Origin of the sequence: Nocardioides daedukensis, assembly GCF_013408415.1 — a bacterium.
GTDB classification, from domain to species: domain Bacteria; phylum Actinomycetota; class Actinomycetes; order Propionibacteriales; family Nocardioidaceae; genus Nocardioides; species Nocardioides daedukensis.
Genome location: NZ_JACCAA010000001.1, coordinates 1,322,412 through 1,346,850, shown reverse-complemented (window position 1 = coordinate 1,346,850; position 24,439 = coordinate 1,322,412). Strand labels below are relative to the sequence as shown.

Annotated in this window: 34 protein-coding genes, 1 other RNA gene and 1 riboswitch; of the genes, 26 read left to right on the top strand and 9 right to left on the bottom strand. The window is 67.4% G+C overall.

Features of this window, described 5'->3' with window-relative positions; translation table 11 throughout:
- Window positions 1–5: 5 nt before the first annotated feature.
- The 12 genes from BJ980_RS06720 (at window position 6) to BJ980_RS06665 (ending at window position 7,457) form a co-directional block, all read left to right on the top strand.
- Window positions 6–377, top strand: coding sequence for a Crp/Fnr family transcriptional regulator (locus BJ980_RS06720; RefSeq protein WP_179501579.1), 372 nt, complete (start codon window positions 6–8; stop codon window positions 375–377).
- Window positions 378–503: 126 nt separating this feature from the next.
- Window positions 504–734, top strand: a complete 231-nt coding sequence (locus BJ980_RS06715; protein ID WP_179501578.1) for a hypothetical protein — start codon at window positions 504–506, stop codon at window positions 732–734.
- Window positions 735–874: 140 nt separating this feature from the next.
- Window positions 875–1,762, top strand: coding sequence for an oxygenase MpaB family protein (locus BJ980_RS06710; RefSeq protein ID WP_179501577.1), 888 nt, complete (start codon window positions 875–877; stop codon window positions 1,760–1,762).
- A gap of 76 nt (window positions 1,763–1,838) precedes the next feature.
- Entirely contained in the window at window positions 1,839–3,089 is a 1,251-nt protein-coding gene (locus tag BJ980_RS06705; protein ID WP_179501576.1) for a TadA family conjugal transfer-associated ATPase, read from the top strand.
- 3 nt (window positions 3,090–3,092) lie between these two features.
- Window positions 3,093–3,947, top strand: a complete 855-nt coding sequence (locus BJ980_RS06700) for a type II secretion system F family protein (protein WP_179501575.1) — start codon at window positions 3,093–3,095, stop codon at window positions 3,945–3,947.
- Entirely contained in the window at window positions 3,944–4,870 is a 927-nt protein-coding gene (locus BJ980_RS06695; protein WP_179501574.1) for a type II secretion system F family protein, read from the top strand. Before BJ980_RS06700 ends, BJ980_RS06695 begins: the two co-directional genes overlap by 4 nt.
- Before the next feature lie 14 nt (window positions 4,871–4,884).
- On the top strand, window positions 4,885–5,079 hold the full coding sequence (locus tag BJ980_RS06690) for a hypothetical protein (protein ID WP_179501573.1): 195 nt from the start codon (window positions 4,885–4,887) through the stop codon (window positions 5,077–5,079).
- A gap of 40 nt (window positions 5,080–5,119) precedes the next feature.
- On the top strand, window positions 5,120–5,491 hold the full coding sequence (locus BJ980_RS06685) for a TadE family protein (RefSeq protein ID WP_343047721.1): 372 nt from the start codon (window positions 5,120–5,122) through the stop codon (window positions 5,489–5,491).
- Window positions 5,488–5,949, top strand: coding sequence for a hypothetical protein (locus BJ980_RS06680; RefSeq protein WP_246279937.1), 462 nt, complete (start codon window positions 5,488–5,490; stop codon window positions 5,947–5,949). Before BJ980_RS06685 ends, BJ980_RS06680 begins: the two co-directional genes overlap by 4 nt.
- A complete protein-coding gene (locus tag BJ980_RS06675; RefSeq protein WP_179501571.1) occupies window positions 5,946–6,374 on the top strand; it encodes a pilus assembly protein TadG-related protein in 429 nt (142 codons plus the stop codon). The genes BJ980_RS06680 and BJ980_RS06675 overlap by 4 nt, the downstream gene beginning before the upstream one ends.
- A gap of 85 nt (window positions 6,375–6,459) precedes the next feature.
- Window positions 6,460–6,918: a hypothetical protein gene (locus BJ980_RS06670; RefSeq protein ID WP_179501570.1), complete on the top strand. Its 459-nt coding sequence runs from the start codon at window positions 6,460–6,462 to the stop codon at window positions 6,916–6,918.
- 68 nt (window positions 6,919–6,986) lie between these two features.
- Entirely contained in the window at window positions 6,987–7,457 is a 471-nt protein-coding gene (locus tag BJ980_RS06665) for a CAP domain-containing protein (protein WP_179501569.1), read from the top strand.
- A gap of 1 nt (window position 7,458) precedes the next feature.
- On the opposite strand, the gene BJ980_RS06660 is transcribed toward BJ980_RS06665, so the two are convergent.
- From BJ980_RS06660 to BJ980_RS18885, 7 genes are all read right to left on the bottom strand, one after another.
- Complete coding sequence (locus BJ980_RS06660) at window positions 7,459–8,811, bottom strand: YncE family protein (RefSeq protein WP_343047720.1); 1,353 nt, start codon at window positions 8,809–8,811, stop codon at window positions 7,459–7,461.
- 59 nt (window positions 8,812–8,870) lie between these two features.
- The gene (locus BJ980_RS06655; RefSeq protein WP_179501568.1) at window positions 8,871–9,119 is read right to left on the bottom strand and encodes a hypothetical protein; all 249 of its coding nucleotides are present in this window, start codon (window positions 9,117–9,119) and stop codon (window positions 8,871–8,873) included.
- On the bottom strand, window positions 9,116–9,412 hold the full coding sequence (locus BJ980_RS06650; RefSeq protein WP_179501567.1) for an STAS domain-containing protein: 297 nt from the start codon (window positions 9,410–9,412) through the stop codon (window positions 9,116–9,118). Before BJ980_RS06650 ends, BJ980_RS06655 begins: the two co-directional genes overlap by 4 nt.
- Before the next feature lie 137 nt (window positions 9,413–9,549).
- Window positions 9,550–9,696, bottom strand: coding sequence for a hypothetical protein (locus tag BJ980_RS06645; RefSeq protein WP_179501566.1), 147 nt, complete (start codon window positions 9,694–9,696; stop codon window positions 9,550–9,552).
- The gene (locus tag BJ980_RS19420) at window positions 9,693–10,343 is read right to left on the bottom strand and encodes a LuxR C-terminal-related transcriptional regulator (protein ID WP_218855430.1); all 651 of its coding nucleotides are present in this window, start codon (window positions 10,341–10,343) and stop codon (window positions 9,693–9,695) included. The genes BJ980_RS06645 and BJ980_RS19420 overlap by 4 nt, the downstream gene beginning before the upstream one ends.
- An 87-nt stretch (window positions 10,344–10,430) precedes the next feature.
- The gene (locus tag BJ980_RS18890) at window positions 10,431–10,799 is read right to left on the bottom strand and encodes a siderophore-interacting protein (RefSeq protein WP_343047907.1); all 369 of its coding nucleotides are present in this window, start codon (window positions 10,797–10,799) and stop codon (window positions 10,431–10,433) included.
- The gene (locus tag BJ980_RS18885) at window positions 10,739–11,188 is read right to left on the bottom strand and encodes a siderophore-interacting protein (RefSeq protein ID WP_246279936.1); all 450 of its coding nucleotides are present in this window, start codon (window positions 11,186–11,188) and stop codon (window positions 10,739–10,741) included. Before BJ980_RS18885 ends, BJ980_RS18890 begins: the two co-directional genes overlap by 61 nt.
- 97 nt (window positions 11,189–11,285) lie before the next feature.
- Between BJ980_RS18885 and prfB the strand changes: the two genes are divergently transcribed.
- Together prfB and BJ980_RS06625 are read left to right on the top strand one after the other, a co-directional pair.
- Window positions 11,286–12,398 (top strand): peptide chain release factor 2, encoded by a 1,113-nt coding sequence (gene prfB, locus BJ980_RS06630; protein ID WP_179501564.1) that lies wholly within the window; start codon window positions 11,286–11,288, stop codon window positions 12,396–12,398.
- A 54-nt stretch (window positions 12,399–12,452) separates the two neighbouring features.
- Window positions 12,453–12,926 carry a calcium-binding protein gene (locus BJ980_RS06625; protein WP_179501563.1) on the top strand — a complete coding sequence of 158 codons (474 nt, stop codon included), beginning with the start codon at window positions 12,453–12,455 and terminating at the stop codon, window positions 12,924–12,926.
- A gap of 5 nt (window positions 12,927–12,931) precedes the next feature.
- On the opposite strand, the gene BJ980_RS06620 is transcribed toward BJ980_RS06625, so the two are convergent.
- Complete coding sequence (locus tag BJ980_RS06620) at window positions 12,932–13,558, bottom strand: hypothetical protein (RefSeq protein ID WP_179501562.1); 627 nt, start codon at window positions 13,556–13,558, stop codon at window positions 12,932–12,934.
- 134 nt (window positions 13,559–13,692) lie between these two features.
- On the opposite strand from BJ980_RS06620, the gene ftsE reads away from it, so the two are divergent.
- The 12 genes from ftsE to BJ980_RS06560 all read left to right on the top strand — a co-directional run bounded on the left by ftsE (window position 13,693) and on the right by BJ980_RS06560 (window position 23,625).
- The gene (ftsE, locus tag BJ980_RS06615) at window positions 13,693–14,382 is read left to right on the top strand and encodes a cell division ATP-binding protein FtsE (RefSeq protein WP_179501561.1); all 690 of its coding nucleotides are present in this window, start codon (window positions 13,693–13,695) and stop codon (window positions 14,380–14,382) included.
- Between the two features lie 15 nt (window positions 14,383–14,397).
- Entirely contained in the window at window positions 14,398–15,309 is a 912-nt protein-coding gene (gene ftsX, locus BJ980_RS06610) for a permease-like cell division protein FtsX (protein WP_179501560.1), read from the top strand.
- A gap of 52 nt (window positions 15,310–15,361) precedes the next feature.
- On the top strand, window positions 15,362–16,639 hold the full coding sequence (locus BJ980_RS19415; RefSeq protein WP_179501559.1) for a peptidoglycan DD-metalloendopeptidase family protein: 1,278 nt from the start codon (window positions 15,362–15,364) through the stop codon (window positions 16,637–16,639).
- A 36-nt stretch (window positions 16,640–16,675) separates the two neighbouring features.
- A complete protein-coding gene (gene smpB / locus BJ980_RS06600) occupies window positions 16,676–17,152 on the top strand; it encodes an SsrA-binding protein SmpB (protein ID WP_179501558.1) in 477 nt (158 codons plus the stop codon).
- On the top strand, window positions 17,149–18,015 hold the full coding sequence (locus tag BJ980_RS06595) for an amidohydrolase family protein (RefSeq protein ID WP_343047718.1): 867 nt from the start codon (window positions 17,149–17,151) through the stop codon (window positions 18,013–18,015). The genes smpB and BJ980_RS06595 overlap by 4 nt, the downstream gene beginning before the upstream one ends.
- A 79-nt stretch (window positions 18,016–18,094) precedes the next feature.
- Window positions 18,095–18,465: a transfer-messenger RNA gene (gene ssrA, locus BJ980_RS06590) on the top strand.
- A 131-nt stretch (window positions 18,466–18,596) separates the two neighbouring features.
- A complete protein-coding gene (locus BJ980_RS06585; RefSeq protein ID WP_179501557.1) occupies window positions 18,597–20,165 on the top strand; it encodes a M15 family metallopeptidase in 1,569 nt (522 codons plus the stop codon).
- 25 nt (window positions 20,166–20,190) lie between these two features.
- Window positions 20,191–20,448, top strand: coding sequence for a hypothetical protein (locus tag BJ980_RS06580; protein ID WP_179501556.1), 258 nt, complete (start codon window positions 20,191–20,193; stop codon window positions 20,446–20,448).
- Window positions 20,445–20,852 (top strand): HIT family protein, encoded by a 408-nt coding sequence (locus BJ980_RS06575; protein WP_179501555.1) that lies wholly within the window; start codon window positions 20,445–20,447, stop codon window positions 20,850–20,852. Before BJ980_RS06580 ends, BJ980_RS06575 begins: the two co-directional genes overlap by 4 nt.
- Window positions 20,853–20,886: 34 nt before the next feature.
- Window positions 20,887–21,645: an SDR family NAD(P)-dependent oxidoreductase gene (locus BJ980_RS06570; protein ID WP_179501554.1), complete on the top strand. Its 759-nt coding sequence runs from the start codon at window positions 20,887–20,889 to the stop codon at window positions 21,643–21,645.
- 170 nt (window positions 21,646–21,815) lie between these two features.
- Window positions 21,816–21,988: riboswitch (cyclic di-AMP (ydaO/yuaA leader) on the top strand.
- A gap of 5 nt (window positions 21,989–21,993) precedes the next feature.
- Entirely contained in the window at window positions 21,994–22,506 is a 513-nt protein-coding gene (locus tag BJ980_RS06565; protein ID WP_179501553.1) for a C40 family peptidase, read from the top strand.
- Window positions 22,507–22,602: 96 nt separating this feature from the next.
- Window positions 22,603–23,625: a DUF3048 domain-containing protein gene (locus tag BJ980_RS06560; RefSeq protein ID WP_179501552.1), complete on the top strand. Its 1,023-nt coding sequence runs from the start codon at window positions 22,603–22,605 to the stop codon at window positions 23,623–23,625.
- Here the strand turns inward: BJ980_RS06560 and BJ980_RS06555 are convergent.
- On the bottom strand, window positions 23,612–24,310 hold the full coding sequence (locus BJ980_RS06555) for a TetR/AcrR family transcriptional regulator (RefSeq protein ID WP_179501551.1): 699 nt from the start codon (window positions 24,308–24,310) through the stop codon (window positions 23,612–23,614). The genes BJ980_RS06560 and BJ980_RS06555 overlap by 14 nt on opposite strands.
- Between the last annotated feature and the right edge of the window lie 129 nt (window positions 24,311–24,439).

The following is a 24,439-nucleotide window of genomic DNA, read 5'->3' as shown; positions in this document are numbered from 1 at the left end:
AACACATGACACACATTGCAGACAAGCTGACCCACAAGGAGCTGGAGCTCCTCCACGCCCACGGCACCCGGGTCACCGTCCCCCAGGGCTGGTCCCTGATGTGGGAGCGGACCCCGGCCGACAAGGCCTACCTGATCGTCGCCGGCGAGGTGGCCATCCGACGCAACAACGTCGAGGTCGCCCGCCTCGGTCCCGGTGAGGTGGTCGGCGAGATGGCGGTCGTCAACCAGAAGCTGCGTACGGCGACGGTCGTCGCCGCCACACCGCTCGAGGTCATCCACTTCACGGCCGAGGCGGTCACCGAGATGTGCGAGCGGATCCCCGCGCTGCACGAGGTGCTCACCGCCACCGCGCAGGAACGCCTCACTCCCGCCTGATCCACCGCATCTGATGTGCGCTACCCGCCGGAACCACGGCGGGTAGCGCTCATTTCCTGGTGCGTGCGCTCGCGTGAGGGACATCTCTTGTGGGCATCACCCGACTTGATCGACACTGGAGGCACCATGACGCCAGACAGCAGAGAACCCCGCGGCCCCGAGCAGATCAGCCGCAACGAGATCCGCAAGGACGCCATCCAGGACTCGTTCGAGGCCACCGTGAACGCGGTCGGCCAGGTCGGTGGCGCTGTCACCGGTGCGGTCCGGGACGTGGCGCGCACCCTCGGCGGCTTGGCCTCCGAGCTCTTCGAGATCCGCGATGCCGCCCGTCGGGCACAGGACGAGAACCGCGACTGAGCGCCCGACTGCGTCGCCCGTCGATTTCGCCCCGTCAAAGTCGCCTTAGCGGCAATCGCCTTGTGGCGTGGGCATTGCCGGGCGGCAGATAGTTCATCCTGACACTCCCATAGTGACAGTTTTGCTGTCATGATGGCCTCATGAAGCGTGCCCACTGGAAGCTCCGCAATGAGTCCCTCGACCCGATCGAGGACTGCGTCGAGATCTATCGCACCCTGCTGATGCACGAGTTCCCCTGGGACATGAACCAGGCACTCAGCTTCGCCCTCTTCCGCACCTATGCGGTGCCCGGCATCGGACGACTGCTCGACGAGACCGGTGAGTTCACCGGCAACGTCCAGAAGCGCTACGACGACACCGCGCTGCTGCTCGAGCCCCCGGCGCGCCACGGGTTCGACCACCCCGAGGCGAGGGCGGCGATCCGGCGGATCAACCAGATGCACCGCTCCTACGACATCCCCAACCACGAGATGCTCTATGTGCTCAGCACGTTCGTGGTGGTCCCGAAGCGCTGGCTCGACGACTATGGCAAGCGTCCGATGAGCTATCACGAGGTCACGGCCTCGGTGGCCTACTACCGGATCCTGGCCAAGCACATGAACATCAGCGACGTGCCGGAGACCTATGAGGGCTTCGAGAAGCTGATGGACACCTACGAGCAGGAGCACTTCGGCTTCGATCCCGGCGGGCGCCGGGTCGCCGACTCCACGCTCGAGCTGATGCTCACCTTCCACCCCCGCGCGGCCAGCCGTGCGGTCGAGGTGTTCAGCCGCGCGCTGATGGACCAGCCGTTGCGCGAGGCCTTGGGCTATGCGGCTCCGCGACCGTCCGTCGAGCGCGCCTCGCGTGCCGCGCTCAAGGCCCGCGGCGCCCTGCTCCGTGCCTTCCCGGCGCGACGCCGGCCCAAGGTCATCGAGGACCTGCCGTGGATCCGTTCCTACCCGGACGGATTCAAGCTCGAGGAGCTCGGCACCTTCCCCGGTGGTTGCCCCGTGCCACACCAGTCCCAGGTTGTCCACAACTCCTGACCCGGGGCATTCCCAAGGCGGGCACGCGTCACGCATACTGCCGCACAGGAACCTTCATCTCGGGACGGGGACCGGCATGACATCGACGTACGCCGACGCGCACGCCTCACTGGTGCAGACGCTCGACGCGCGCGTGCGCGAGGTGGTCCGCCGCGATGGCGTCGACCCGCAGGCGGAGGCGCTGGTGGTGCGTCGGATCGCCGAGGACGTGGTCCGGGCGCACGACGAGCTCAGTCTCACCGGCCAGGTCGCGCCGGTGCCGGACCCGCAGGCAATCGTCGGCGAGATCGTGGCCCGGGTCTCCGGGTTCGGTCCGCTGCAGCCCTATCTCGACGACCCGAGCGTCGAGGAGGTCTGGATCAACGATCCGAGCCAGGTCTTCATCGCGCGACGAGGTCGCCACGAGCTCACCAACACGGTGCTCAGCGCGGCCGAGGTGACCGAGCTGGTCGAGCGGATGCTCAAGTCCAGTGGACGTCGACTCGACATCTCCACACCGTTCGTCGACGCGATGCTCCCCGAGGGACACCGGCTGCACGTGGTCCTCGAGGGCGTCTCGCGCGGCTTCACCGCCATCAACATCCGCAAGTTCACGATGCGGGCGAGTCGCCTGCACGACCTCGTTGAGCTCGGCTCGCTCACCCCGCAGGCAGCAGGGTTCCTTGAGGCCTGCGTGCGCGCGGGCCTGAACATCCTCGTCGCCGGCGGCACGCAGGCCGGCAAGACCACGCTGCTGAACTGTCTCGCCTCGGCGATCCCCGGTGGAGACCGGGTGATCTCGGTGGAGGAGGTCTTCGAGCTGCGCTTCCAGCATCCCGACTGGGTTCCCCTCCAGACCAGGCAGGCCGGGCTCGAGGGCACCGGCGAGGTGCGGCTCCGCGACCTGGTCAAGGAGAGCCTTCGGATGCGCCCGAGTCGGATTATCGTGGGCGAGGTCCGCGCCGAGGAGTGCCTTGACCTGTTGCTCGCGCTCAACGCTGGTCTGCCGGGGATGTGCACCATCCACGCGAACAGCGCGCGTGAGGCGCTGATGAAGGTCTGCACGCTGCCGCTCCTGGCCGGTGAGAACATCTCAGCAGGCTTCGTCCTGCCGACCGTGGCCTCAAGCCTGGACATCGTGGTTCACCTCGGCCTCGACGCCCAGGGCAACCGGCACGTCAACGAGATCGTCTCGGTGCCCGGCCGGGTGGAGAACGGCATCATCGAAGCCGAGCAGATCTTCGTCCGCGATGGTCAGACCCTGCGTTCGCGCGGCGGGATGCCGCCACGAGTCGAGGCCTTCGAGCGGATGGGCATCGACGTGCACCAGTTGGTGCGGGCGGGTTGAGCGATGGGTGCGTTGATCGGTCTCGTGCTCGGACTGGGCCTGGCCCTGGTCTGGGCGGCGTTCACCATTCCGCGGACCACGGTGCGCACGACGAAAGGGCCGGCACGCATCGATCAGTGGTTGATCAGCGCTGGCATGTCATCGGTGACCAGCCGCAGCCTCGTCTTTCTCTGTGTGGTTATGGGGATCGCCGGACTCCTCTTCGTGCAGGTCATCTCGCGCACCTTCCCGGTGGCACTGGTCTTCGGCGTGATGTCGGCCTATCTGCCCATTGCGGTGGTGCGGGGTCGAGCGCGCAAGCGCCGCAAGGAGTTCGCCGAGGTGTGGCCGGAGGCGGTCGATCACCTTGCCTCCGCGGTCCGGGCGGGCATGTCGCTCCCCGAGGCGTTGGCCCAGCTCGGCTCGCGCGGTCCCGAGGCGCTGCAGCCCGCCTTTGCTCGCTTCGCCCTCGACTACCAGGTGACCGGACGGTTCGGCGAGTCCCTCGAACGGCTCAAGGCCGAGCTTGCCGACCCGGTGGGGGATCGCGTGGTCGAGGCGCTGCGCATCGCCCGTGAGGTCGGCGGTGGTGAGCTCGGTCGCCTGTTGCGCAGCCTGTCGGGTCACCTGCGCGACGATGCCCGCACGCGCTCCGAGCTCGAGGCCCGCCAGGCGTGGACGGTCAACGGCGCCAAGCTCGCCGTCGCCGCACCATGGCTGGTGCTGCTGATCCTGTGCTTCCAGCCGGAGGTGATCCAGCGCTATCGCTCGCCCGTCGGCATGCTGGTCCTGGCGATCGGCGCCTTCTGCTGTGTGTTCGCCTATTGGCTGATGATGCGCATCGGCCGGTTGCCGCTTGAACGGCGGATCCTCGAATGACTGCGACGATCTGGGGCGCGCTGCTGGGCGGCGTCGCCGCGCTGGGGGTGCTGTTGTTCGGCACCCGCGTTGTCTCGTTGCGTCGCACTGACCTGGGCACGCGGGTGCTGCCCTACGTGCGCGACCTGCCGTCGGTCGAGCGGCGATCCGTGGGTGAGCCCACCGGTGTCGTCGGCTCGGTCTTCGGACCGGTGCTGCGCAGGGCGGCGGACGGTGTGGAGAGCGTGCTCGGCGGATCGGCGTCGGTGCGGCGTCGCCTCGAACGTTCCGCCATCGACAAGAGCGTCCAGGAGTTCCGCATCGAGCAGGTGCTGTGGGGAGTCGCGGGCTTCACGCTGGTGGCGGCCTCCTCGGCCTTCCAGGTCTGGCAGACCCCGGGCCGGCTCCTTCCGTTCCTGCTCCTGTGCGCCGTCGGGTTCACCGGTGGGGTGATCCTGTGCGACAACAACCTGTCCACTCGGGCACGCAAGCGCGACCAACAGGTACTGGTGGAGTTCCCCACGGTGGCCGAGCTGCTGGCACTGGCGGTTGCTGCCGGGGAGAGTCCGGTCGCGGCGCTGGACAGAGTCGTACGCCGCAGCCGCGGCGCCCTGAGCGAGGACCTGTCGCGGGTGCTGGCCGCGATCCGCACGGGGCAGCCGGTCAGTGCGGCCTTCGACGACCTGGCGAGCCGTAGTGGGCTTCCGGTGGTGAGCCGGTTCGCCTCCGGCGTGGCCGTCGCCATCGAACGCGGCACGCCCCTGGCCGATGTCCTGCACTCCCAGGCAGCCGACGTACGTGAAGCAGGGCGTCGCGAGTTGATCGAGTCGGGTGCCCGCAAGGAGACCCTGATGATGGTTCCGGTGGTCTTCCTGGTCCTCCCGGTGACAGTCGTGTTCGCGTTCTGGCCGGGAGTGATCGGCCTCAATCTTGTAGCTCCATAGGAAAGGTTCTCGGGATGGAAAAGTGGAACGAGCTGTTCGTGCGGCTCTACGTCGGCATCGGGGTGCGCGCCCGCGACGAGCAGGGAGACGTCCCCGGTTGGGTGATGATCACGGTGATGACCGCCGGCATCGTGGGCGCCTTGACCCTCGTGGCCGGCCCGAGGCTCCAACAGATGCTGGTTGATGCGCTCAACTCGGTGGGAGGCTGAGATCAGGCCTCGACGCCTCCGCAGTGAGCGCGGGTCGGCCGTGGTCGACTTCGTGCTGGTGCTGGTCGTCCTGATCCCACTGGTCCTGGGGATCCTCCAGCTGGCGATCGTGCTGCACGTGCGCAACACGCTGACGGCTGCGGCCACCGAGGGGGCGCGGCACGGTTCGGTGCTCGATCGGGGTCCCGAGGACGGCGCGGCGTACACCCGCCAACAGATCGGCAACGTGATCGCAGATCGTTTCGCCAAGGACGTCGGAGCTCGCCAGACCGTCGTCGACGGGACCGAGATGATCGAGGTGACGGTCTCCGCCGAGGTTCCGCCGTTGGGGTTGTGGGGGCCGGCGATCCGGATCGAGGTCGAGGGCCACGCGATCGTGGAGCAGGACCCCGACGAAGCAGGCGCGCCATGAACCGCCTGAACCGCTCGAACCGTCGCGAGTGCGACGAAGACGGCAGCGCCCTGGTCGAGGTCACCTGGCTCTCGATCCTCTTGATGGTCCCGCTGGTCTATGTGCTGATCTCCGTCTTCACCGTCCAGAGCGCTGCATTCGGCACGAGTGCCGCCAGCCGCGCGGCCGGACGCGCGTTCTCGATCGCGGAGAGCGAGGAGGCGGGGGAACGGCAGGCCCGTCTGGCGGCCGAGGTCAGCCTGCGCGACCAAGGAGTCGAGCCGGGCGCGTTCAGCCTGGAGATCAACTGCTCCGCCGGGCGTGGCAACTGCCATCAACCCGGCTCGGTGATCACCGTGATCGTGCGGACCCAGATCCGGCTGCCGCTGGCCCCCGACGTGCTCGGTGGAGGGGCGCCGTCGTTCCGCCTCGACGCGAAGCACAGCGTGCCCTACGGGAAATACCGGGCAGCGTCATGAACAGGGGTGAGGAGGCCGGTCAGGTCACGGTGCTGATCGTCGGCTTCGCGCTGATCCTGCTGATGGCGGTGGGCGTGGTGGTGGACACCTCGGCTGCCTATCTCAACCGACAGAGCCTGGACACGTTGGCCGACGGTGCAGCCTTGGCGGGCGCCACCATCGAGGGCGAGCAGGGCTATGACCAGGGCCTGGGCCAGGACCGGGTGGAACTAGACGAGCGGACCGCCCGGCAGGCAGTTGGCGACTACCTGAACCAGGTCGGTGCCTACGCGGACTTCAAGTCGCTGGCATGGGACGTGGCCGTCGAGGGGGACACCGTCGTCGTCACACTCAGCGCGGCGATGGAGCTGCCGATCATGGTCGAGGGCGTCACCGACTCGCGGGTCTCGTCGACCGGAACTTCCTCGCTGGTCCTCGGCGGTTGACGCTCAATCCACGCACTCTCGGCCGAGTGTCGGTGGTCGCTGCGACGATCGTGCTTCACGACCAAGGGGGACCCAGATGGACGACATGAGCAAGCTCATCAAGCGGTGCACGGGCGAAGACGGGCGCATCGACAAGCAGATGATCCACGCGCGGGGCTACAGCGACAACGGCATGTATGGCCATAACGACGTGAACCCGAACCCGCTCGGGGGATCGCTACTCATCAAGGCGAAGGGCTTCTGGGTCAAGGGGCGGCTCTCCGGGCGGCACTTCTGGGTCGCCGTCTTCTGGCGCGGCGAGCTCGAAGACCGCGTGCAGATCCGCGGGTGGGACAGCGAATGGGTCAGGGAGACCTTGGCTCTCCACCAGGGCGACACCTTCTCGCTGACCCCTGTGGGGCCGCATCCAGAGCTGCGACTCGACAACCCGCTCTCGATCCTGACTGCGCTCTTGGAGATGGGCGGTCGAGAAGCAGAGTGGTATGGCGACAAGCCGCCGGGCTATCCCCGCGACATGGGGTGCATTCCGACGATCGAGTCCTAGGCGGGCGCAGTTGCCCACGCCGACTCCGGGATGTTGATTTCCAGGTTCGGATGCCTACCGTGGTGTGCATGAGGACGCTACGTCTGATCTCGGTCATCCTGTTCGCTCTCGCCTTGCTGCCGCTCTCGGCGGCGAGCTCGGTTGCCGCGCCGGCGCCAGCCCCGGCGGCAGCGACCAGTGGGTCCTACTGGCTCGACGCCTACAACGCCACCAACGCCGAGCGCGCCAAGCGTGGGCTGGCCAAGCTGCGGACGAGCAAGTGCCTGGCCACGTTCGCGAGAGCGCACGCCAAGCGGATGGGCGAAGCGCGCCGGATCTATCACCAGGATCTCGGTCCGATCATGCGCAAGTGCAACCTGCGCACGGCTGGGGAGAACGTCGCCGTCGGATTCCCCACCGGCAAGGCTGTGGTGGATGGCTGGATGGATTCTTGGGGACACCGCAAGAACATCTTGAGCAAGAGCTTCCGCTACATGTCGATCTCTGCCTACAAGGCTGGCGGGAAGTACTACGTCGTCCAGCTGTTCGCCAGCACCTGAGTCATTTGCCCCAGGCCTGCTGCACCCGCACACTCAGGTGACCCTCGCGGACCCGTTGCGGGTGGGTGCCCACGGGAATCTTCCGGATCACCTTCCGGGTCGCATAGTCGATGACGAAGACCTGATCGGTGCCGCTCATCGAGACCCAGCAGGTGTTGTTGAAGGGGCTGGTGGTCGCCCAATAGGGCTTGCTCCCGCCCTCGAAGTAGGTCCGCTGCTTGCCGTCGGTGCTGACGAGTGCCGCATAGTCGGACATCGTGCCCGCGACGCAGAGCTTCTTGCCCGTCCGGTCGATGGCGAGGCCGTGGTGTGCGGAGTCGAGGGTGTACTGCTCGCGCAACATCTTCTTGACCGCCTCGCTCTGGCGCAGGTTGACGGTGCGGATGACCTTGCCGGTCCGAGGCTCGGGCAGCCCGCCCAAGGTGTAGTCGACCGTCGCGTTGGCGTCCTTGGCCTGGGTGTCGAAGACGACGAAGCCGTGGAAGAACGAGACCTGGAGATAGACATAGCGCTCGTCGGGGGAGATCGCCATCGGACGGACCGCGGAGCTCATGTTCTTCAGCCCGTACTCGGCCAGCTCCTTGCCCATGTCCCAGCGCTTCAGGACCTTGAAGTCGGAGTTCCGCACGATCTGGAACCAGCGGTCGGCCTTGATCAGGTCACCGAGTGGGCCGAGCTCGCCCGCGTCGAGGGGCGTGTAGACCCGGCCGATGCTGGCGTGGAAGATCCGCTCGCCGTCCTTGGTGTAGTTGCTCTCGTGCGGGGTCTCGCCCGAGGTGAACGTGCGGATCCGCTTCCCGGTCCACGACTGGCCGCGTCCGCCGAGGGCGAACTCGATGACCTGCTTGGAGGTCGAGTCGGAGACCAGCAGCCGCTTGCCGTCGGGGGAGACCTGCATGTGGTCGGTCCGGAACCCGTCCATCTGCTGCTCGGCGACGATCTTGTTGGTGGCCAGGTCGATCCACACGACGTCGCCGAAGCTCGGGCGTGAGACCGCGACCAGGTTCCCGTCGGGAGTGGTGAACATGTCGTCGACGAGTTGGTCGTGGCCCTCGGCCACAACCTGCTGCACTGCCAGATAGAGCAGCAGCCGCACCGGGTTGAGATAGATGTCCTTCAGTTCCTGCTGCTTGTCAGGAACGATGTTGATCGTCTTGATCGGCTTGTAGGTCCGGGCGTCGACGACCGTCGCGGTCCCGGCCCAGTTGTTGCCGACGAACATCACGTCGCGCTGGGTACTCGGGGCCGGCGCTGCGGCCTCTGCTGACACCCCGCGACCGGGGTCGGCGGTCAGGAACCCGGTGCCGAGGACGGCAGCAGCGAGCAGGGCACAAAGTCCAGTGGTACGTCGCACAGCGTGGCGGCTCCTCGTGGGGAATCAGGTGACTCAGCAACGAGTGAGCCGGCCGCTGGCTACGCCCCGGGCTGTGCCGCGCCTTCCTCGGGACGGGACGCCTCGTCCTCGATCCGATGGGCCCCGACCCAGGTGAGGCGACCACTGAGTGAAACGAGCACCTGCTCGCCGAACCGTGTGGTCCGGGTCGCGTGAGCGGTGGCGGTCAGGCGAGCCCGCCCGACACGCACGTGGACCGCGATCGGGTCCTGGCTGAGAATCTGGCTGTATGGTCCAGGACCGGGCCTGCCCATCTCGGCCAACGTCATGCAGTCGCTCCCAGCTCGCCCGGGGACGCCTCGATCGGCATCGCAGCGTCCCGCAGGACGATGTCGATGGCGGGTGCGAGCCCATCGGCGCGCAGCATCATCGCGTCGAAGGACGGCACCCCGTGGACCGCGAGCCGACCGCCCACCGCATGGGCTTCGTCGGCCAGCCTGTTCAGGAGGCCTGCGGCATGCGGAGGAAAATCGGTGCAGTGAGCCAGGTCGAGGACCAAGCTCGTGCAGCCTTCGGCAAGGGAGTTCTGCAGCAGCGTTCCGAGCTCTGCGAGATCGGACACGCTCAGCACTCCGGCTCCCGCCGCAGTGGCGGAGCCGGACACGCGGTTGAGGTCAAAGTGCACCTCCCGAGTCATTGGCTCGGCCTGCCCTGAGGCGATGACGCCTGCAGGGCGTTGCAAGGGATGCAATGGACGGCTCAGAAGACCCGGCGGCGCGTGCCGCCGATCGGGACGACGTTGAGGACGAGGCCGACGAGGATCAGGATGATCCCGATGGTCTTGAGGATGCTCAGGCCGGAGACCAGCAGGCCGAGGATGAGAAGTACGACGCCAAGAATGATCATTTTTTGTCCTCTGTTCGGTTGATGTCTGCGGTGTCCGTGATGCGCAGGTGATCGGGGGTGAAGCCGTGCTTGACGCCCCACAGGATGGCGTTGGACCTGTTGGCCACATCGATGCGGCGATAGCAGGTCCGGATGTAGCTCTTGATCGAGTTGGGTGACAGGCCCATGCGGTCAGCGATGGCCGCGTTGTCGAAGCCCTGGGTGATCAGGGCCAGCACCTCGGCCTCGCGTTCGGTCAGGCCTTCCTCGCGGCCGGGCCAGTCACCGCCGGTGGCGGCGGCACCGCTGTGCGAGGGCTTGGGTGAGACGACGACCTGGCCTTCGTGGATCTGCTGGATCGCCTTGACGAGCTCTCGGGCCGGCAGCCCCTTGGACAGATAGCCACACACCCCGTGGGACATGGAGTCATCAGCCAGGTGCGGCGTGAAGTTCCACGTGTAGACCGCGACCCGCTCGACCTCCGGGTTGGCGATCAGCCGCCGGATCTCGTCGCGATCGCCCTGGGTGGCGGCGAACGTGTCATACAGCGCGACGTCGACCGGCCTGCCGACGCGCTTGTTCGCGTCCAGCTCCACGATCGACACCTCGGAGGTGTAGTTGCGCAACATGTTCGCCAGCCCACGAATGACGACTTCGTAGTCATTCACCAAGGCCACCGTTATTGCACTCATACCTACGACGCTACGGTGCGTGTCTACACCCCTAGGGGTGTAGAGCCTCAGACCCCGGCCCGGTCAGTCCTCGATCTTGCCGATCGGCTCCCGCTTCTCGGCCTGGAACCTGTCCTCCGTGCGCCCAAGTGCCCAATAGCCCGACAGCGAGATGTCCCCACGCGGCACGCTCCGCTCGCGGAGCAGCGCACGGATCGCCTTCATCGACTCGCGCTCACCATGGGCGAAGACCCCCACCCGACCCTCGGGCCACGGCGTCGAGGCGATGCTGGCTGCGAGCAGTGACGGGTCACTGCCGGCAGGGGAGTGGAAGAGCCAGCGCAGCTCGACACCCTCGGGCGCGGGCAGGTCGATGACCTCCACGGAGTCCTCTACGACCAGGTGCGCGACGCCGCGAGCATCCGCGGGCAGGGCCTCGAAGGCGGAGCCGATCGCGGGCAGCGCCGAGGAGTCCCCGGCAAACAGGTGCCAGTCGACCGTCGGGTCCGGTGACCACGCGCCGCCCGGGCCGGAGAAGCGGAGTACGTCGCCTGCTTGCGCCGATGCCGCCCACGACCGGCCAGTCCCTGGTCGCCGTGCACGACGAAGTCGATCGCGAGGCGCTGCGCGGCCGCATCCACCCAGCGCAGCGTGTAGGTCCGCGTCACGTCCTCGAACTGGATCTTCACGTAGTGATCTGTCGACCCGTTGTCGGTGAGCTGGGCAAAGCCGGACCCGCCCGCGACCACCCGGACCAGGTGCGGACTCAACCACTCGGTCGACTCCACGACCAGCTCGACGAGGGGACGTGCCGGGCGCGCGGGACGCTGCGGGGTGCTCATGGCTCCATCCAACCAGTGCCCGTCAATCGCCCCGGGCCACCAGGCCGAAGGCTGGTGATGAGCCATTGGTCAGGTCGGTGACGTAGGCTCAACCCTTGTGGCAGGCACAGACTTCGACGCAGAGATCAAGCAGCTCCGGGCAACGATGCACACCATCGAGCAGGTGCTCGACCTGGACTCCATGCGCGAGGAGATCGCGGACCTCGGCGAGCAGGTCGCCGCGCCCGACCTGTGGGACAACCAGGACAACGCCCAGCGCGTGACCGGACGTCTCTCCATGCTCAACGGTGAGCTCGATCGCTTCACCAACCTCGCTGAGCGCATCGACGACCTCGAAGTCCTCGTCGAGATGGGCCAGGAGGAGAGCGACGCCGACACCATGGCCGAAGCCGAGCGCGAGCTCGGCAAGACCCGCGCCGCCGTCGACGCACTCGAGGTGCGCACCCTGCTCTCCGGTGAGTACGACGCCCGCGAGGCGCTGGTGATCCTCCGCGCCGGAGCCGGTGGCGTGGATGCCGCCGACTTCACCCTGATGCTGATGCGGATGTACACCCGCTGGGCCGAGCAGCACAACTATCCGGTCGAGGTCTTCGAGACCTCCTACGCCGAGGAGGCCGGGCTCAAGTCCGCCACCTTCGCCGTGCGTGCGCCCTATGCCTACGGCACTCTGAGCGTCGAGGCCGGCACCCACCGCCTGGTGCGGATCAGCCCCTTCGACAACCAGGGCCGACGCCAGACCAGCTTCGCCGCGGTCGAGGTCGTCCCGGTACTCGAGCAGACCGACGAGATCGACGTACCCGACGAGGAGATCCGCGTCGACGTCTATCGCTCCGGCGGTCCCGGCGGCCAGTCGGTCAACACCACCGACTCGGCGGTGCGGCTCACCCACATCCCCACCGGCACCGTGGTCTCCTGCCAGAACGAGAAGTCCCAGCTCCAGAACAAGGCCAGCGCGATGATCGTGCTCAAGGCCAAGCTCCTCGCGTTGAAGAAGGCCGAGGAGAAGGCGCACCTCGACGAGCTCAAGGGCGACGTCCAGGCCTCGTGGGGGGACCAGATGCGCAACTACGTGCTGAACCCCTACCAGGTCGTCAAGGACCTGCGGACCACCTTCGAGTCGGGCAACCCGCAGGCGGTCTTCGACGGAGACCTCGACGGTTTCCTCGAGGCCGGCATCCGCTGGCGTCGCGGCGCCGACCAGAACAGCTAGTTCGCCTCGGCAGTCGCAGGTTTGACCCGTTCCATGCGCGGGCAATGAACGTGCATGCGAAAAGCCCTCTCCGGAGTCCTCGTCCTGACCAGCGCCAGCATCCTTGCTCTGGGCACCGCCGGTACGGCGCACGCCAGCAGGGCCTTTTGGTTGGGCGAGGTGCTGCATGGCACCAACACAGTCGACCGGATCAACGGGTACGGCGGCAACGACACGATCTTGGGCTACGACCTGCACGACGAGCTTCGGGGCGATCAGGGCGCGGACCACATCTACGGTGGGGACGGCGACGACCAGATCTACGGTGACGCCGGGGACGACCGTCTCTACGGTGGGCCCCGCTACGACACCATCGACACCGGATCCGGTCTGGACTACGTCCATGCCGGTCCCGGACAGGACATGGTTGTCGTCCGCCGTGGTGTCCACGCCGACACCGTCCACTGCGGCACCGGGCGGGACGAGGTCTACATCAAGGGCGCCGGCGCCAACCCGCGGCTGTACGGCTGCGAGGTCGTCCACCGCTGAGGTCCTCAAGCAGCGGGGGAGCTCGCCGCCTGCGCTGCCTCCACGCACCACTCGCCGGCACTCGCGCGCAGCTCGGGGGCAGGTGCCTTCGCGTCCGGGACGCTGAGCGAGCAGGACAGCCAGGCATCGACGAACAGCCCGGCGTACGTCGCCTGCGAGCCGTCCTCGGTCCGGCACACGCTGCCGACGGCCGGGGAGCCGAACCCGCCACCGGCGTTGGGCGTGCAACCGGTCCGCTTCTTCTTCGCATCCGCCACCAGCGACTCGGCCCGCGCCGGTGGGACCTGGGGGACGAACACCCAGGCCCGCGCGATCCGGCCGTCGGCGCCGACGAACGTGCAGTTGAACTCGTGGCTCACGTCCTTCACGCCGTCGGTCAGGGTCGCCGACTCGCCGTTGCCATAGTGCCGTGTCTCCTCGACCGTGCCGACGGACGCGGCGACTGCCTCGTCGGAGAAGCGCTCGCAGAAGTCGCTCCGGTCCACCCGCACCGACGAGGCGTCGAACTCGGCCAGGCTGGTGGGCTCGTGACCTGGCTCCTTCTCGGCGTCGTCCCCGGAGCACGCCACCAACAAGGGGGACAGGAGCGCAACGGTCGCCGCGGCAGGAAGGAGTCGGCCGAGGAAGGACATGGCCGAAAGGCTATCCCCACGCCCGGCGGCCTCCCAGCAACACCACCGCCGACACCACGGGCAACACCACGGGCGACACCACGGCGTACGCCGCCTCCCCGATCGACCTTGGCCCCTCACCTAGACTCCATCCAGTGATTCGCTTCGAAAAGGTCACCAAGACCTACCCGGGCCAGGCCCGCGCAGCCCTCGACCAGGTGTCCGTCGACATCGAGAAGGGCGAGTTCGTCTTCCTCGTCGGCCAGTCCGGCTCCGGCAAGTCGACCTTCCTGCGCCTCACTCTGCGTGAATATCGCGCCACGTCCGGTCGTGTCTACGTCGCCGGCAAGGAGATCAGCCGGCTCGCGGGGTGGAAGGTGCCCCGGCTGCGCCGCCAGATCGGCACCGTCTTCCAGGACTTCCGCCTGCTCCAGAACAAGACCGTCGCCGAGAACGTCGGCTTCGCCCTGCAGGTGATCGGCAAGCCGAAGTCCACCATCGACAAGGTGGTGCCCGAGACGCTCGAGCTGGTGGGGCTGGAGGGCAAGGGCGACCGGATGCCCGACGAGCTGTCCGGTGGCGAGCAGCAGCGCGTCGCCATCGCTCGCGCCTTCGTGAACCGGCCGATGATCCTGATCGCCGACGAGCCCACCGGAAACCTCGACCCCAACACATCGGTCGGCATCATGAAGCTGCTCGACCGCATCAACCGCACCGGAACCACCGTCCTGATGGCCACCCACGATGCCGGGATCGTCGACCAGATGCGCAAGCGGGTCATCGAGCTCGAAGGCGGCAAGGTCGTGCGCGACCAGGCCCGCGGCATCTACGGCTACCAGAACTAAGAGGAGCCCCCACTCATGCAGCTTCGCCATGTCTTCTCCGAGCTCCGACAAGGACTCCGGCGCAACCTCACCATGCACATCGCGGTGGTGCTGACCCTCTTCGTCTCGCTGACCCTGGTCGGTCTGGGCGTGCTCCTGAACACCGAGGCCAAGAAGACCGAGGAACAGTTCGGCAGCCTCAACCAGATCACCGTCTTCATGTGCAACAAGCAGATCCAGGGGCAGAACTGCTCCGGCAAGGTCACCGACGCCCAGAAGGACGCGATCCTCGAGGCGGTCAAGAAGAACCCGGGCACCGACGGCTATCGCGTCGAGTCCCAGGAGACCGCCTACGAGAAGACCAAGGAGATCTTCTCCAAGGACCAGAAGGCCACGCTGCCCTCCGGCTTCGGACCCGACGACCTGCGCGAGTCGATCTGGATCGACCTCAAGGGCCAGGACGACGCGGAGAGCGTGATCAGCGCCGTCCAAGGACTCGACGGCGTCTACTACGTGCGCGACCTGCGCGACGAGGTCCGTCCGATCTTCAAGGCCATCGACGTCCTCGAGAAGGGCGCGATCGGTGTCGCCGGCTTCCTGATCTTCGCCGCGCTGCTCCTGGTCGCGAACACGATCCGCCTGGCCGCCTTCGCGCGTCGACGCGAGATCGGCATCATGCGACTCGTGGGCGCCTCCAGCCTCTACATCTCGCTGCCGTTCCTCCTCGAGGCACTGGTCACGGCGTTCGCTGGTGTGGCGATGGCAGCCGGTGCGCTGGCCGTCTTCATGCAGCTCGGGATCAAGGACGGCGTGGAGCCCCAGATCACCTTCCTGCCATGGGTCGGCTGGGGTGACTATGCGCACGCGGTGGTGTGGGTTGCGGTCATCGGTCCACTGCTCACCCTGATTCCGACTCTCCTGTTGACGCGCAAATACCTCAAAGTCTGACCCGCGTCGTCTAACGTCGAGTCGTTCACTTCCCCGAACAAAGGCTCCAACTGTGTCTCGCTACTTCCCCAGCGATGACCGGCGAGGCCTCGTGGCACTGCTCAGTGCCGCGTTGGTCATCATCGGTCTGATGCTCGCCCCGCTCGCGCAAGCCGACGACCTCAAGGACAAGCAGCGCGAGGTCAAGAAGCAGAAGACGCAGGCGCACCACGACCTCGACGAGTCGAGCACGGAGCTGCGGCAGGCGACCATCAACCTGCGCCGGGCCCAGAAGAAGCTGGACACCGCGCAGGCCAAGCTGGGGGAGACCCGCGGCGAGTTGTCCGCCTCCAAGGCGCGCGACGTCGCCGCCCAGGCCGCCCTCGACCAGGCCAAGGCCGACCTGAAGTCCGCACGCGAGGAGCTCAAGAAGGGTGAGCGCCGCGTCGAGTGGAAGGCCGAGAAGGTCGCCGACCGAGTCGCCGCGACCTACGAGAAGGGCGACCCCCGCCTCGCCAGCGTCACCGCGGTGCTCAGCTCCCAGAACCCCGGCGACCTGACCCGCAGCCTGGCTGCCACCGACGCGATCCTGGACAAGGAGAACGCCGTCCTCACCGAGCTCGAGGCCGCCAAGATCCTGCTCGGGGTCAAGGAGACCAAGGTCGAGGAGAAGAAGGAGAAGGTCGCCGCGAAGCGGAAGGCCGCCGCCGACAACCTCAAGCTGATGCGTCGCCTCGAGGCGAAGGCTGCCAAGGAAGAGGCGGCAGTCGCCTCGCTGGTCTCCGACCGTTCGACGGTCGCGGCAGCGGCGCAGAAGGTGCGCGACCGCGACAAGGCAGTGCTGGCCACGGTCGAGCGCGAGGACGCACGCATCCAGGGGATGCTGCGCAAGCGCGCCGCCGAGGCCCGGCGCAAGGCCCTCGCCAGCCGGGCCGCCAAGGCTCCGCGCTCCTCAGGCGGCTATCTCAGCTATCCGGTCAACGGCCGGGTGACCTCGCCCTACGGCTACCGGGTGCACCCGATCTATGGCTACACCTCGCTGCACGACGGAGTCGACTTCGGCGCAGGTTGCGGGCAGCCGCTCTATGCCGCGGCCAACGGCGTAGTGGTGGAGAAGTACTTCCAGTCAGCCTGGGGAAACCGGTTGATCGTCGACAACGGTTACCAGCGCGGCCATGGCTTGGCCACGATCTACAACCACGCGACCCGCTACACCGTCTCGGTCGGCAGTCGCGTCACCCGCGGTCAGCTGATCGGCTATGTCGGCACCACCGGGTGGTCGACCGGCTGCCACCTGCACTTCACGGTGATGGTCGATGGCGCCCCCACCAACCCGATGAACTGGCTGTGACCCAAACCGGTTGCCGCACCTGAGACAATCATCGGTATGCCACGTGAGCAGGGAACCAAGATCGTCGCGCAGAACAAGAAGGCGCGGCACGACTACCACATCGAGACGACCTATGAGGCCGGCATGGTCCTGGTCGGCACCGAGGTGAAGTCGTTGCGCGCCGGCCGGGCGTCGCTGGTCGACGGCTTCGCCGAGGTCGACAACGGCGAGGTGTGGTTGCTCAACGTGCACATCCCCGAATACACCCAGGGCACGTGGACCAACCACATGTCGCGCCGCAAGCGCAAGCTGCTGCTCAACCGCGTCGAGATCGACAAGATCGAGCGCAAGGTCAGCGAGAAGGGCCTGACCCTGGTCCCGCTGTCGCTCTATTTCAAGGACGGCCGCGCCAAGGTCGAGATCGCCCTGGCCAAGGGCAAGAAGTCGTGGGACAAGCGGCACACCATCGCCGAGCGCACCGCGAACCGTGAGAAGGAGATCGAGGTCGGGCGCAGGCTCAAGGGCATGCGGTGATCGACACCCTCGACCGGCTGGGCATCCCCGGCCTCTTCGACCTGCACACTCACTTCTATCCCGAGCCGATGGGCACCAAGGTGCGTGCCGTGTTCGAGACCGCGGGCCCGCTGATCGGTCGGCCCTGGCCGTTGCGCTATCGCGGCACCGACGAGGAGCTCGTCGAGACGCTGACGGGGTTCGGCGTACGCCACTTCTCCCAGCTCACCTATGCCCACCGCCCGGGGATGGCCGAGTTCCTCAACGAGTGGTCGGTGGGCTTCGCGCAGCGATTCCCCGCCGCCCTGCGCTGCGGCACGTTCTTCCCCGAGCCGGGTGCCGCCGACTACGTACGCCGTCGGATCGAGGCCGGCGTCGAGCTCTTCAAGGTGCACGTCCAGGTGGGCGCGTTCTGGGTCACCGACCCACTGCTCGACGACGCCTGGGGCGTGCTGGCCGAGGCCGGGACCCCGATCGTGCTGCACGCCGGTTCGGGCCCGGTGCCGACCGAGTTCACCGGCCCGGGACCCGTGGAGACCCTGCTCGAGCGGCACCCGCGCCTGGCCCTGGTGATGGCCCACCTCGGTGCTCCCGAGTATGCCGAGTTCATCGCGATGGCCGAGCGCTATCCCAACGTTCGCCTGGACACCACGATGGCGTTCACCGACTTCTTCGCCGAGATGGGCGGGCCGTTCCCGGTCGAGCTGGAACCACGCTTGGTCGACCTCGCCGACAAGGTGCTGCTGGGTTCGGACTTCCCGAACATCCCCTATGACTACGCCCACCAGATCGAGGCGATCGAACAGCTCGGTCTCGGCGACGAGTGGCTGGCCCGGGTGCTCTGGCACAACGGCGCCGAGCTCTTCGGTCGCAGTGACCAGTGACGGTCATACGTGACGCAGGACAATCCCGTTGGGGAATGAATGAGCCGTGGCGTAGGGTTGAGACGTTGACAATTCAAGAGGGGCTGATCGGTTTCGACTTGGGACGTTAGTTCCAGGGGAAGCGGGTCGAGAAGCCAGCGTCATCTCGTAAACGATCGCTGGAAAACTATAGTTGCCGACTCTAAGCGCAACGACTTCGCTCTCGCTGCCTGAGCAGTGATCGAAGGGTCAGACCGGGCATCCGCCTTCGTCCCGGACCCTGGCCTCATTCAGAAGGCTTGCTGATCAATTCCTGTCAGGAGGATTGATCGGGACTTTTTCCTGGCTGAGCCTGTCGGCGACGTGTCTGTGCGAGCGCCGGGGCCGAGAAAAGCGACATCACTGACTGCACCCGGAGAAGACCTGGTTCGACGCTCGAGGACGCGGGTTCGATTCCCGCCAGCTCCACCAACCACAGGTCCGCCACGGCGGACAGCCCTCTTGAGACGAACAGCCGCCCCGGTCACCCGGAGCGGCTGTTCGTGCTGCCCCACACCTCACTGATCTGACGCAGGGGTGTGTCGTGAGGCACAATGAAGCGCATGCGTCTCGGAACCCGCAGCCCCGCATCCGTCCCCTCAGCCCTCCCACCGATCCTGGTGGCCCTCGTCGTCGTGCTCGGCCTGTTCGCCGCGCCGATCAGCGCCCACGCCGACGAGCCGAGCCCCACCCAGGCTGAACCGTCGGATACGACCGATCCGAGCGACACCGCTGAGCCGAGCGAGACGCCGGAGCCGAGCGACACCACCGAGCCCTCCGAGAGCACCGACCCCTCCACCGATCCCACGCCCGAGCCGACGCCGTCCGAGGACGAGCCCTCCACCCCGGAGCAGAAGTCCCCGACCGCCCCGAGCGCGGACCAGCTCTCGACCACCCTGGCCATGACCGCCACCGCGGCCCGAGCCTGGGAGGAGACGACACTGACGGTCACCCTGACCGACGCGAACGGCTCCCCGGTCCCCGGCGCGACCATCGACGTCGTACGCCGTGCCGGCGACGGCACCACGCCTGTCGCCGCGGTCACGACCGCCGCCGATGGCACGGCCACCACGACCGCCACCCAATACCGCGCCAGCTCGGTGAACACCTTCGTGGCCAACTTCGCCGGCACCGACACCCACACGGCCTCCTCCTCGGACGAGGTCACCGCGAAGCTCACCGCCTGGGCGAGCTCGATCTCGTTCTCGATGCCCACCTATGTCTATGACGAGCACTCCTCGACGCTGAAGGTCACTTGGCGGACCTCCGCCGGCGACCCGGTCACCAACGGGCTGGTCCAGTTCGACCGCCGCTCTGGCTCGACCTGGAAGCGGATGAAGTCGGTGCGCACCAACTCCAAGGGCGCTGCGCAGTGGGTCACCAAGATCCGCATCGACAGCAGCTGGCGGGCCCGCGGGGTCGGGGTCAGCTGGGTCAAGTCGGACACGAGTGCGTCGCGGTGGATCGACAACCGCCCCCGGATGACGCCGGTGAAGCTGCCGTCCTCGGCGCCGAAGCCGACCAAGCTCCCTGCGCAGCCGCGGGCCACCAAGACCGGTGCCGACCTGGTCATCCGCACCATCCCGCGCTCGGTCTGGAACAACATGACCGGCATCAGCTGGCGCAGCGGGTGTCCGGTCGGACGGTGGTCGCTGCGGCTCGTTCAGGTCAACTACTGGGCCTTCGACGGCTATCGCCGCCGCGGCGAGATCGTGGTCCACGAGGACGCGGCCCGCAAGGTGGGCAAGGCGTTCTCGTCGATGTATGCCCGCAGGCTGCCGATCCGCAGCATGTATCGCGTAGACCGGTTCGGCTACAACTCCCGGCTGAACGGTGCCGATGACTACAAGTCGATGGCCGCCGACAACACCTCTGGCTTCAACTGCCGCACGGTGGTGAACAAGCCCGGGGTGCGTTCGCCGCACTCCTACGGCGGGTCGATCGACGTGAACCCGTGGGAGAACCCCTACCGCTCGGCCACCGGCTACACGCCCAACTCCTGGTGGCCCTACCGTTCCCACTCCAAGGTGGCGTGGCGCAACTCGAGCCACATCGTGGTGCGCGTGATGAACTACAACGGTCTGCGTTGGACCTACGGCGCCGGCGACCTGCACCACTTCGACGCACGATGAGGCACACGCAGGCTAGATTTCGCGCATGATTGCCTTCCTCGTGGCCGGGCTCGTCCTCGGCGTCGTTGCCCGCACCCTGGCCGGGGGTCTGCGTGACCCGCAGGTCTACCTCACCGTCCCCGCAGCCGTGGTCGGAGCCCTTGTCGGTGGGGTGGCGACGAATGCGCTGCGCGGCGACGACTGGGGTGACCTCAACGTGGTCAGCTTCGTCGCCGCGGTCGTGGTCGCGCTGGTCGTGCTCGGCCTGCTCGAGGGCGGTGTCGGGCGACGGTCCCGCGCATGACCTGCGTCTTCTGTGCCATCGCCAACGGTGAGGCCGAGGCAGACGTGGTGCTCGAGACCGAGGACCTGATCGCCTTCCTCGACCGGCGCCCGGTGTTCAAGGGTCACGTGCTGCTGGTGCCGCGCGAGCACGTGGTCACCCTGCCGGACCTGCCCGCAACGCTGCGCGACCCGTTCCTGGCCGCGGGGCAACGCCTGGCCACCGCGGTCGTCGAGGCACTGGGCGCCCAGGGCAGCTTCGTGGCGATCAACAACACCGTCTCGCAGTCGGTGCCGCACCTGCACCTGCACGTCGTACCCCGCACGAAGGGCGACGGCCTGCGTGGGTTCTTCTGGCCGCGCACGAAATATGCCGACGGAGAGCCGGGGGAGTACGCCGCCCGCCTGCGCGCGGCACTAGGCTGAATCCGTCACTGAACCTCGAACCTAGGAGAACCAGATGGGTCGCTTCGACGGGCGAGTTGCCGTCATCACCGGTGCCGCACGCGGAATCGGATTCGGGACCGCGCAGCGCTTCGCCGAAGAGGGCGCCGCGATCGCGATCGTGGACCTCGACGAGAGCGCCGCGGCCGAGGCCGCCGGCAAGGTCGGGGCGTCCCGCGCCATCGGCATCGGCGCCGACGTGAGCAACGCCGACTCAGCCGAGGCCGCCATCGAGCGGGTGGTCAGTGAGCTCGGCGGCATCCACATCCTGGTGAACAACGCCGGCATCACCCGCGACAACCTGCTCTTCAAGATGACCGAGGACGACTGGGACCTGGTCATGGGCGTGCACCTCAAGGGCGCATTCCTGATGACCAAGGCCGCCCAGAAGCACTTCGTCGAGCAGAAGTACGGCAAGATCCTCAACCTCTCCAGCGTCTCCGCCCTGGGCAACCGGGGCCAGGCGAACTACTCGGCCGCCAAGATGGGCGTCCAGGGGTTCACCCGGACCCTGGGCATCGAGCTCGGCCCGTTCGGCATCAACGCCAACGCGATCGCACCGGGCTTCATCGCCACGGAGATGACCGACGCCACGGCTGCTCGCCTGAAGATGGACGTCGACGAGTTCCGCGCCCTGAACGCCGAGGCCAACCCGGTGCGCCGCGTCGGATATCCGGCCGACATCGCCGCCGCAGCGGCGTTCCTGTGCTCCGACGAGGCCTCCTACATCACCGGCCAGACGCTCTATGTGGACGGCGGGGCGAAGCTCGGCTGACCTGACCTGTGGCGTGTCGTTCGCCACAGGCTGAGCCTGGAACCGGGCGTGATCGGGCCGATCACGCCCGGTTCTGGCGTTCGTCGACTGGAAATCTGCCAGCACACCTGCCTACGGTCTGGGCCGCACAACTCAACAACGCATTTCGGACAACGCCGAGTCCTGCCCCGTCCGACAATGCGCCATTGACCTCAATCAGATCGAGGGGCAGGAGTGGGGGACCCACAGGTTCCACGCGCAAGCGAGCCCAGCTCGCAGCGCTCGGGGTGAAGTCACCATCTGGTGGCAGAGCACTTTCCAGCTCCAACCCGACAGCTCACCTCACAGGCGTGGGAAAGGAACACCGCCATGCCTGCGATTTCTCGCATGCTCAAGCACGCCCGCATCCTGCTCGTACTGCCCCTCCTCGTCTCCGGCCTCGTCGTGACGACCCAGTTCGTTGCTCCGCCCGAGGCGGACGCCGCCTCGGCGTACACCAAGAAGGTCGTCAAGCGGAAGATCGCCGACGGCTACCGGATCGCCCGCAAGCAGGTCGGCGACCCCTACCGCGCCGGCGGCAACGGCCCGAGCTCTTTCGACTGCTCCGGCCTCGTGCAGTACTCCTTCAAGAAGGCCGGCTTCAACGTGCCGCGCACTTCGGACCAGCAGGCGAAGTACGCCCGCAAGATCAGCAAGCGCTGGATGCGTCCGGGCGACCTGGTCTTCTTCCACAACGGTGGCGACGTCTACCACGTCGGCATCTACACCGGGAAGGTCGACGGCAAGGTCGTCGTCCTGCACTCCCCGCGCAGCGGCCAGGACGTCAAGCGCGAGAAGGTCTGGACCAGCTCCTGGTTCCCCGGCACCCTGCGGGCCAGCTGACCCAGCACACAGCATCGCAAAGGCGCGCCTCCCGTGAATCGGGAGGCGCGCCTTTCACAATGGGTCGGTCCAATGCCTGTTGATCGGAGTTCCTTCGTGCGTCGTGCCCGCCTGACCGTTGCCGTGACTGCAGCCGCAGCTCTCCTCCTCGCCGCGTGCGGTGGGGGAGACGAGGACGGCTCGTCCGCGCCCGAGGAGAAGGCGGCCGTCAAGGACCTGGCCTCGCAGGCGGCGCTGGCCGCGGTCTGGCCGCTGACCGGTCTCCCGGTCAAGGACGGCGGATCGGCGATCGAGGAGCACCCGGTCTACGTGGTGAAGATCGACAACACTCCGAGCAGCAGCCCGCAGGTAGGGCTCAAGACCGCCGATCTCGTGGTGGAGGAGCTGGTCGAGGGCGGCAGCACCCGACTGGCCGTCTTCTACTACTCCAAGCTGCCCAAGGAGGTCGGTCCGGTCCGGTCCATGCGCGCCTCCGACATCGGCATCGTGAAGCCGGTTGCGGGTGAGCTCGTGACCAGTGGTGCCGCAACCCGGACCTACGGCCGTCTGCGCGACTCGAAGGTGACCTGGCACGAGGAGGGCGCCAAGGGCGTCTACCGCAACCGTGGACGCAGGGCTCCCTACAACGTGTTCGCCGACCTCACCTCGCTCGCGAGCGGCGCCAAGGGCTCCGGCGAGCGACCCGATGACTACCTCGAGTGGGGCGACTCGACAGACCTGCCGACCGGCAAGCCCGCCAAGTCGATCGAGGCCCGGTTCTCCGGTGGCCACACCTCCCGCTGGACCTACGCCTCGGGCCGCTACGGCCTCGACGGCACCTTCGCCGCGCAGGGCGACGAGTTCAAGGCCGACAACGTTCTGGTCATCAGGGCCACGGTCGGCGACGCCGGCTATCGCGACCCCGCAGGCAACCCGGTGCCGGAGACCAAGTTCGAGGGCAGCGGCCAAGGCGTGCTGTTCCACAAGGGCAAGGCGATCCAGGTGACCTGGCACAAGAGCGGCCTCGACGGGCAGCTCCGACTCAAGACGAGCCAGGGCGGCGCGCTCAAGGTGCCGGCCGGACGGACCTGGATCGAGCTCGTCCCGACCGACCAGAACGCCGGCGTCACCTTCCGGTGACGGGGTCCTCCAGCTCCACTCCCTGATCGACCAGGGAGCGCATGCCCTGGAGCATGAACGCGATCGCGGCCTCGACGCGGGCGCCGGTCTCCTCCGGCTTCTCTGACATCGCCACGCTGTCCCCGGCGCTGCTCAGCGCGCCGAAGAAGATCCGGCTGAAGACCTCGATCATCGGCTCCTCCAGCTCCCACGGGCCGGCGGAGAGGACGTTGTTGACGATGTCGAGGACGATCGCGAACGACGAGCGCTCCTCGCGCTCGCGGAACCGCTCATAGCCCAGGACTGCGGGCCCCTCCTGGATCACGACGCGTCGATAGGTCGGGTCCTGCACCACGTCGAGGAAGGCGCGCAGGCCCTCGAGCGACTTCTCCCAGGGGTCCTGGACGCCCTTGACGGCGCGGGCGATGGCCTGGGCGGCCGATCCCTCGACCTGCTCGAAGACCGCCTCGAAGAGCGCCTGCTTGCCGCTGTAGTGGTGATAGAGCGCGCCCTTGGTGACCTGGGCGGCGGAGACGATGGCGTCCAGCGAGGTCGAGGCATAACCGTTCTCGGTGAACAGATCCGCGGCGGCCTCGACGAGGGCCCGCTTGGTGGACGCGGAGTATTGCGCCCGTCGCGAGGCTCCGGGCAGGTCCGGAAGGGTCGGCAGAGGGGGAATCAGGCGCTTCGCCGCGGACTTGCTCATTACCTCAGTCTAGAACCGATTCTCATTTCCCTGTGGTTGAGGTCACGGCGTGGGCGGTTTGCCTACCGTCGGTTCGCTACATACTCTTAGTACGTACCGAGGGTACGGAACGACTGACGAGAAGGAGCC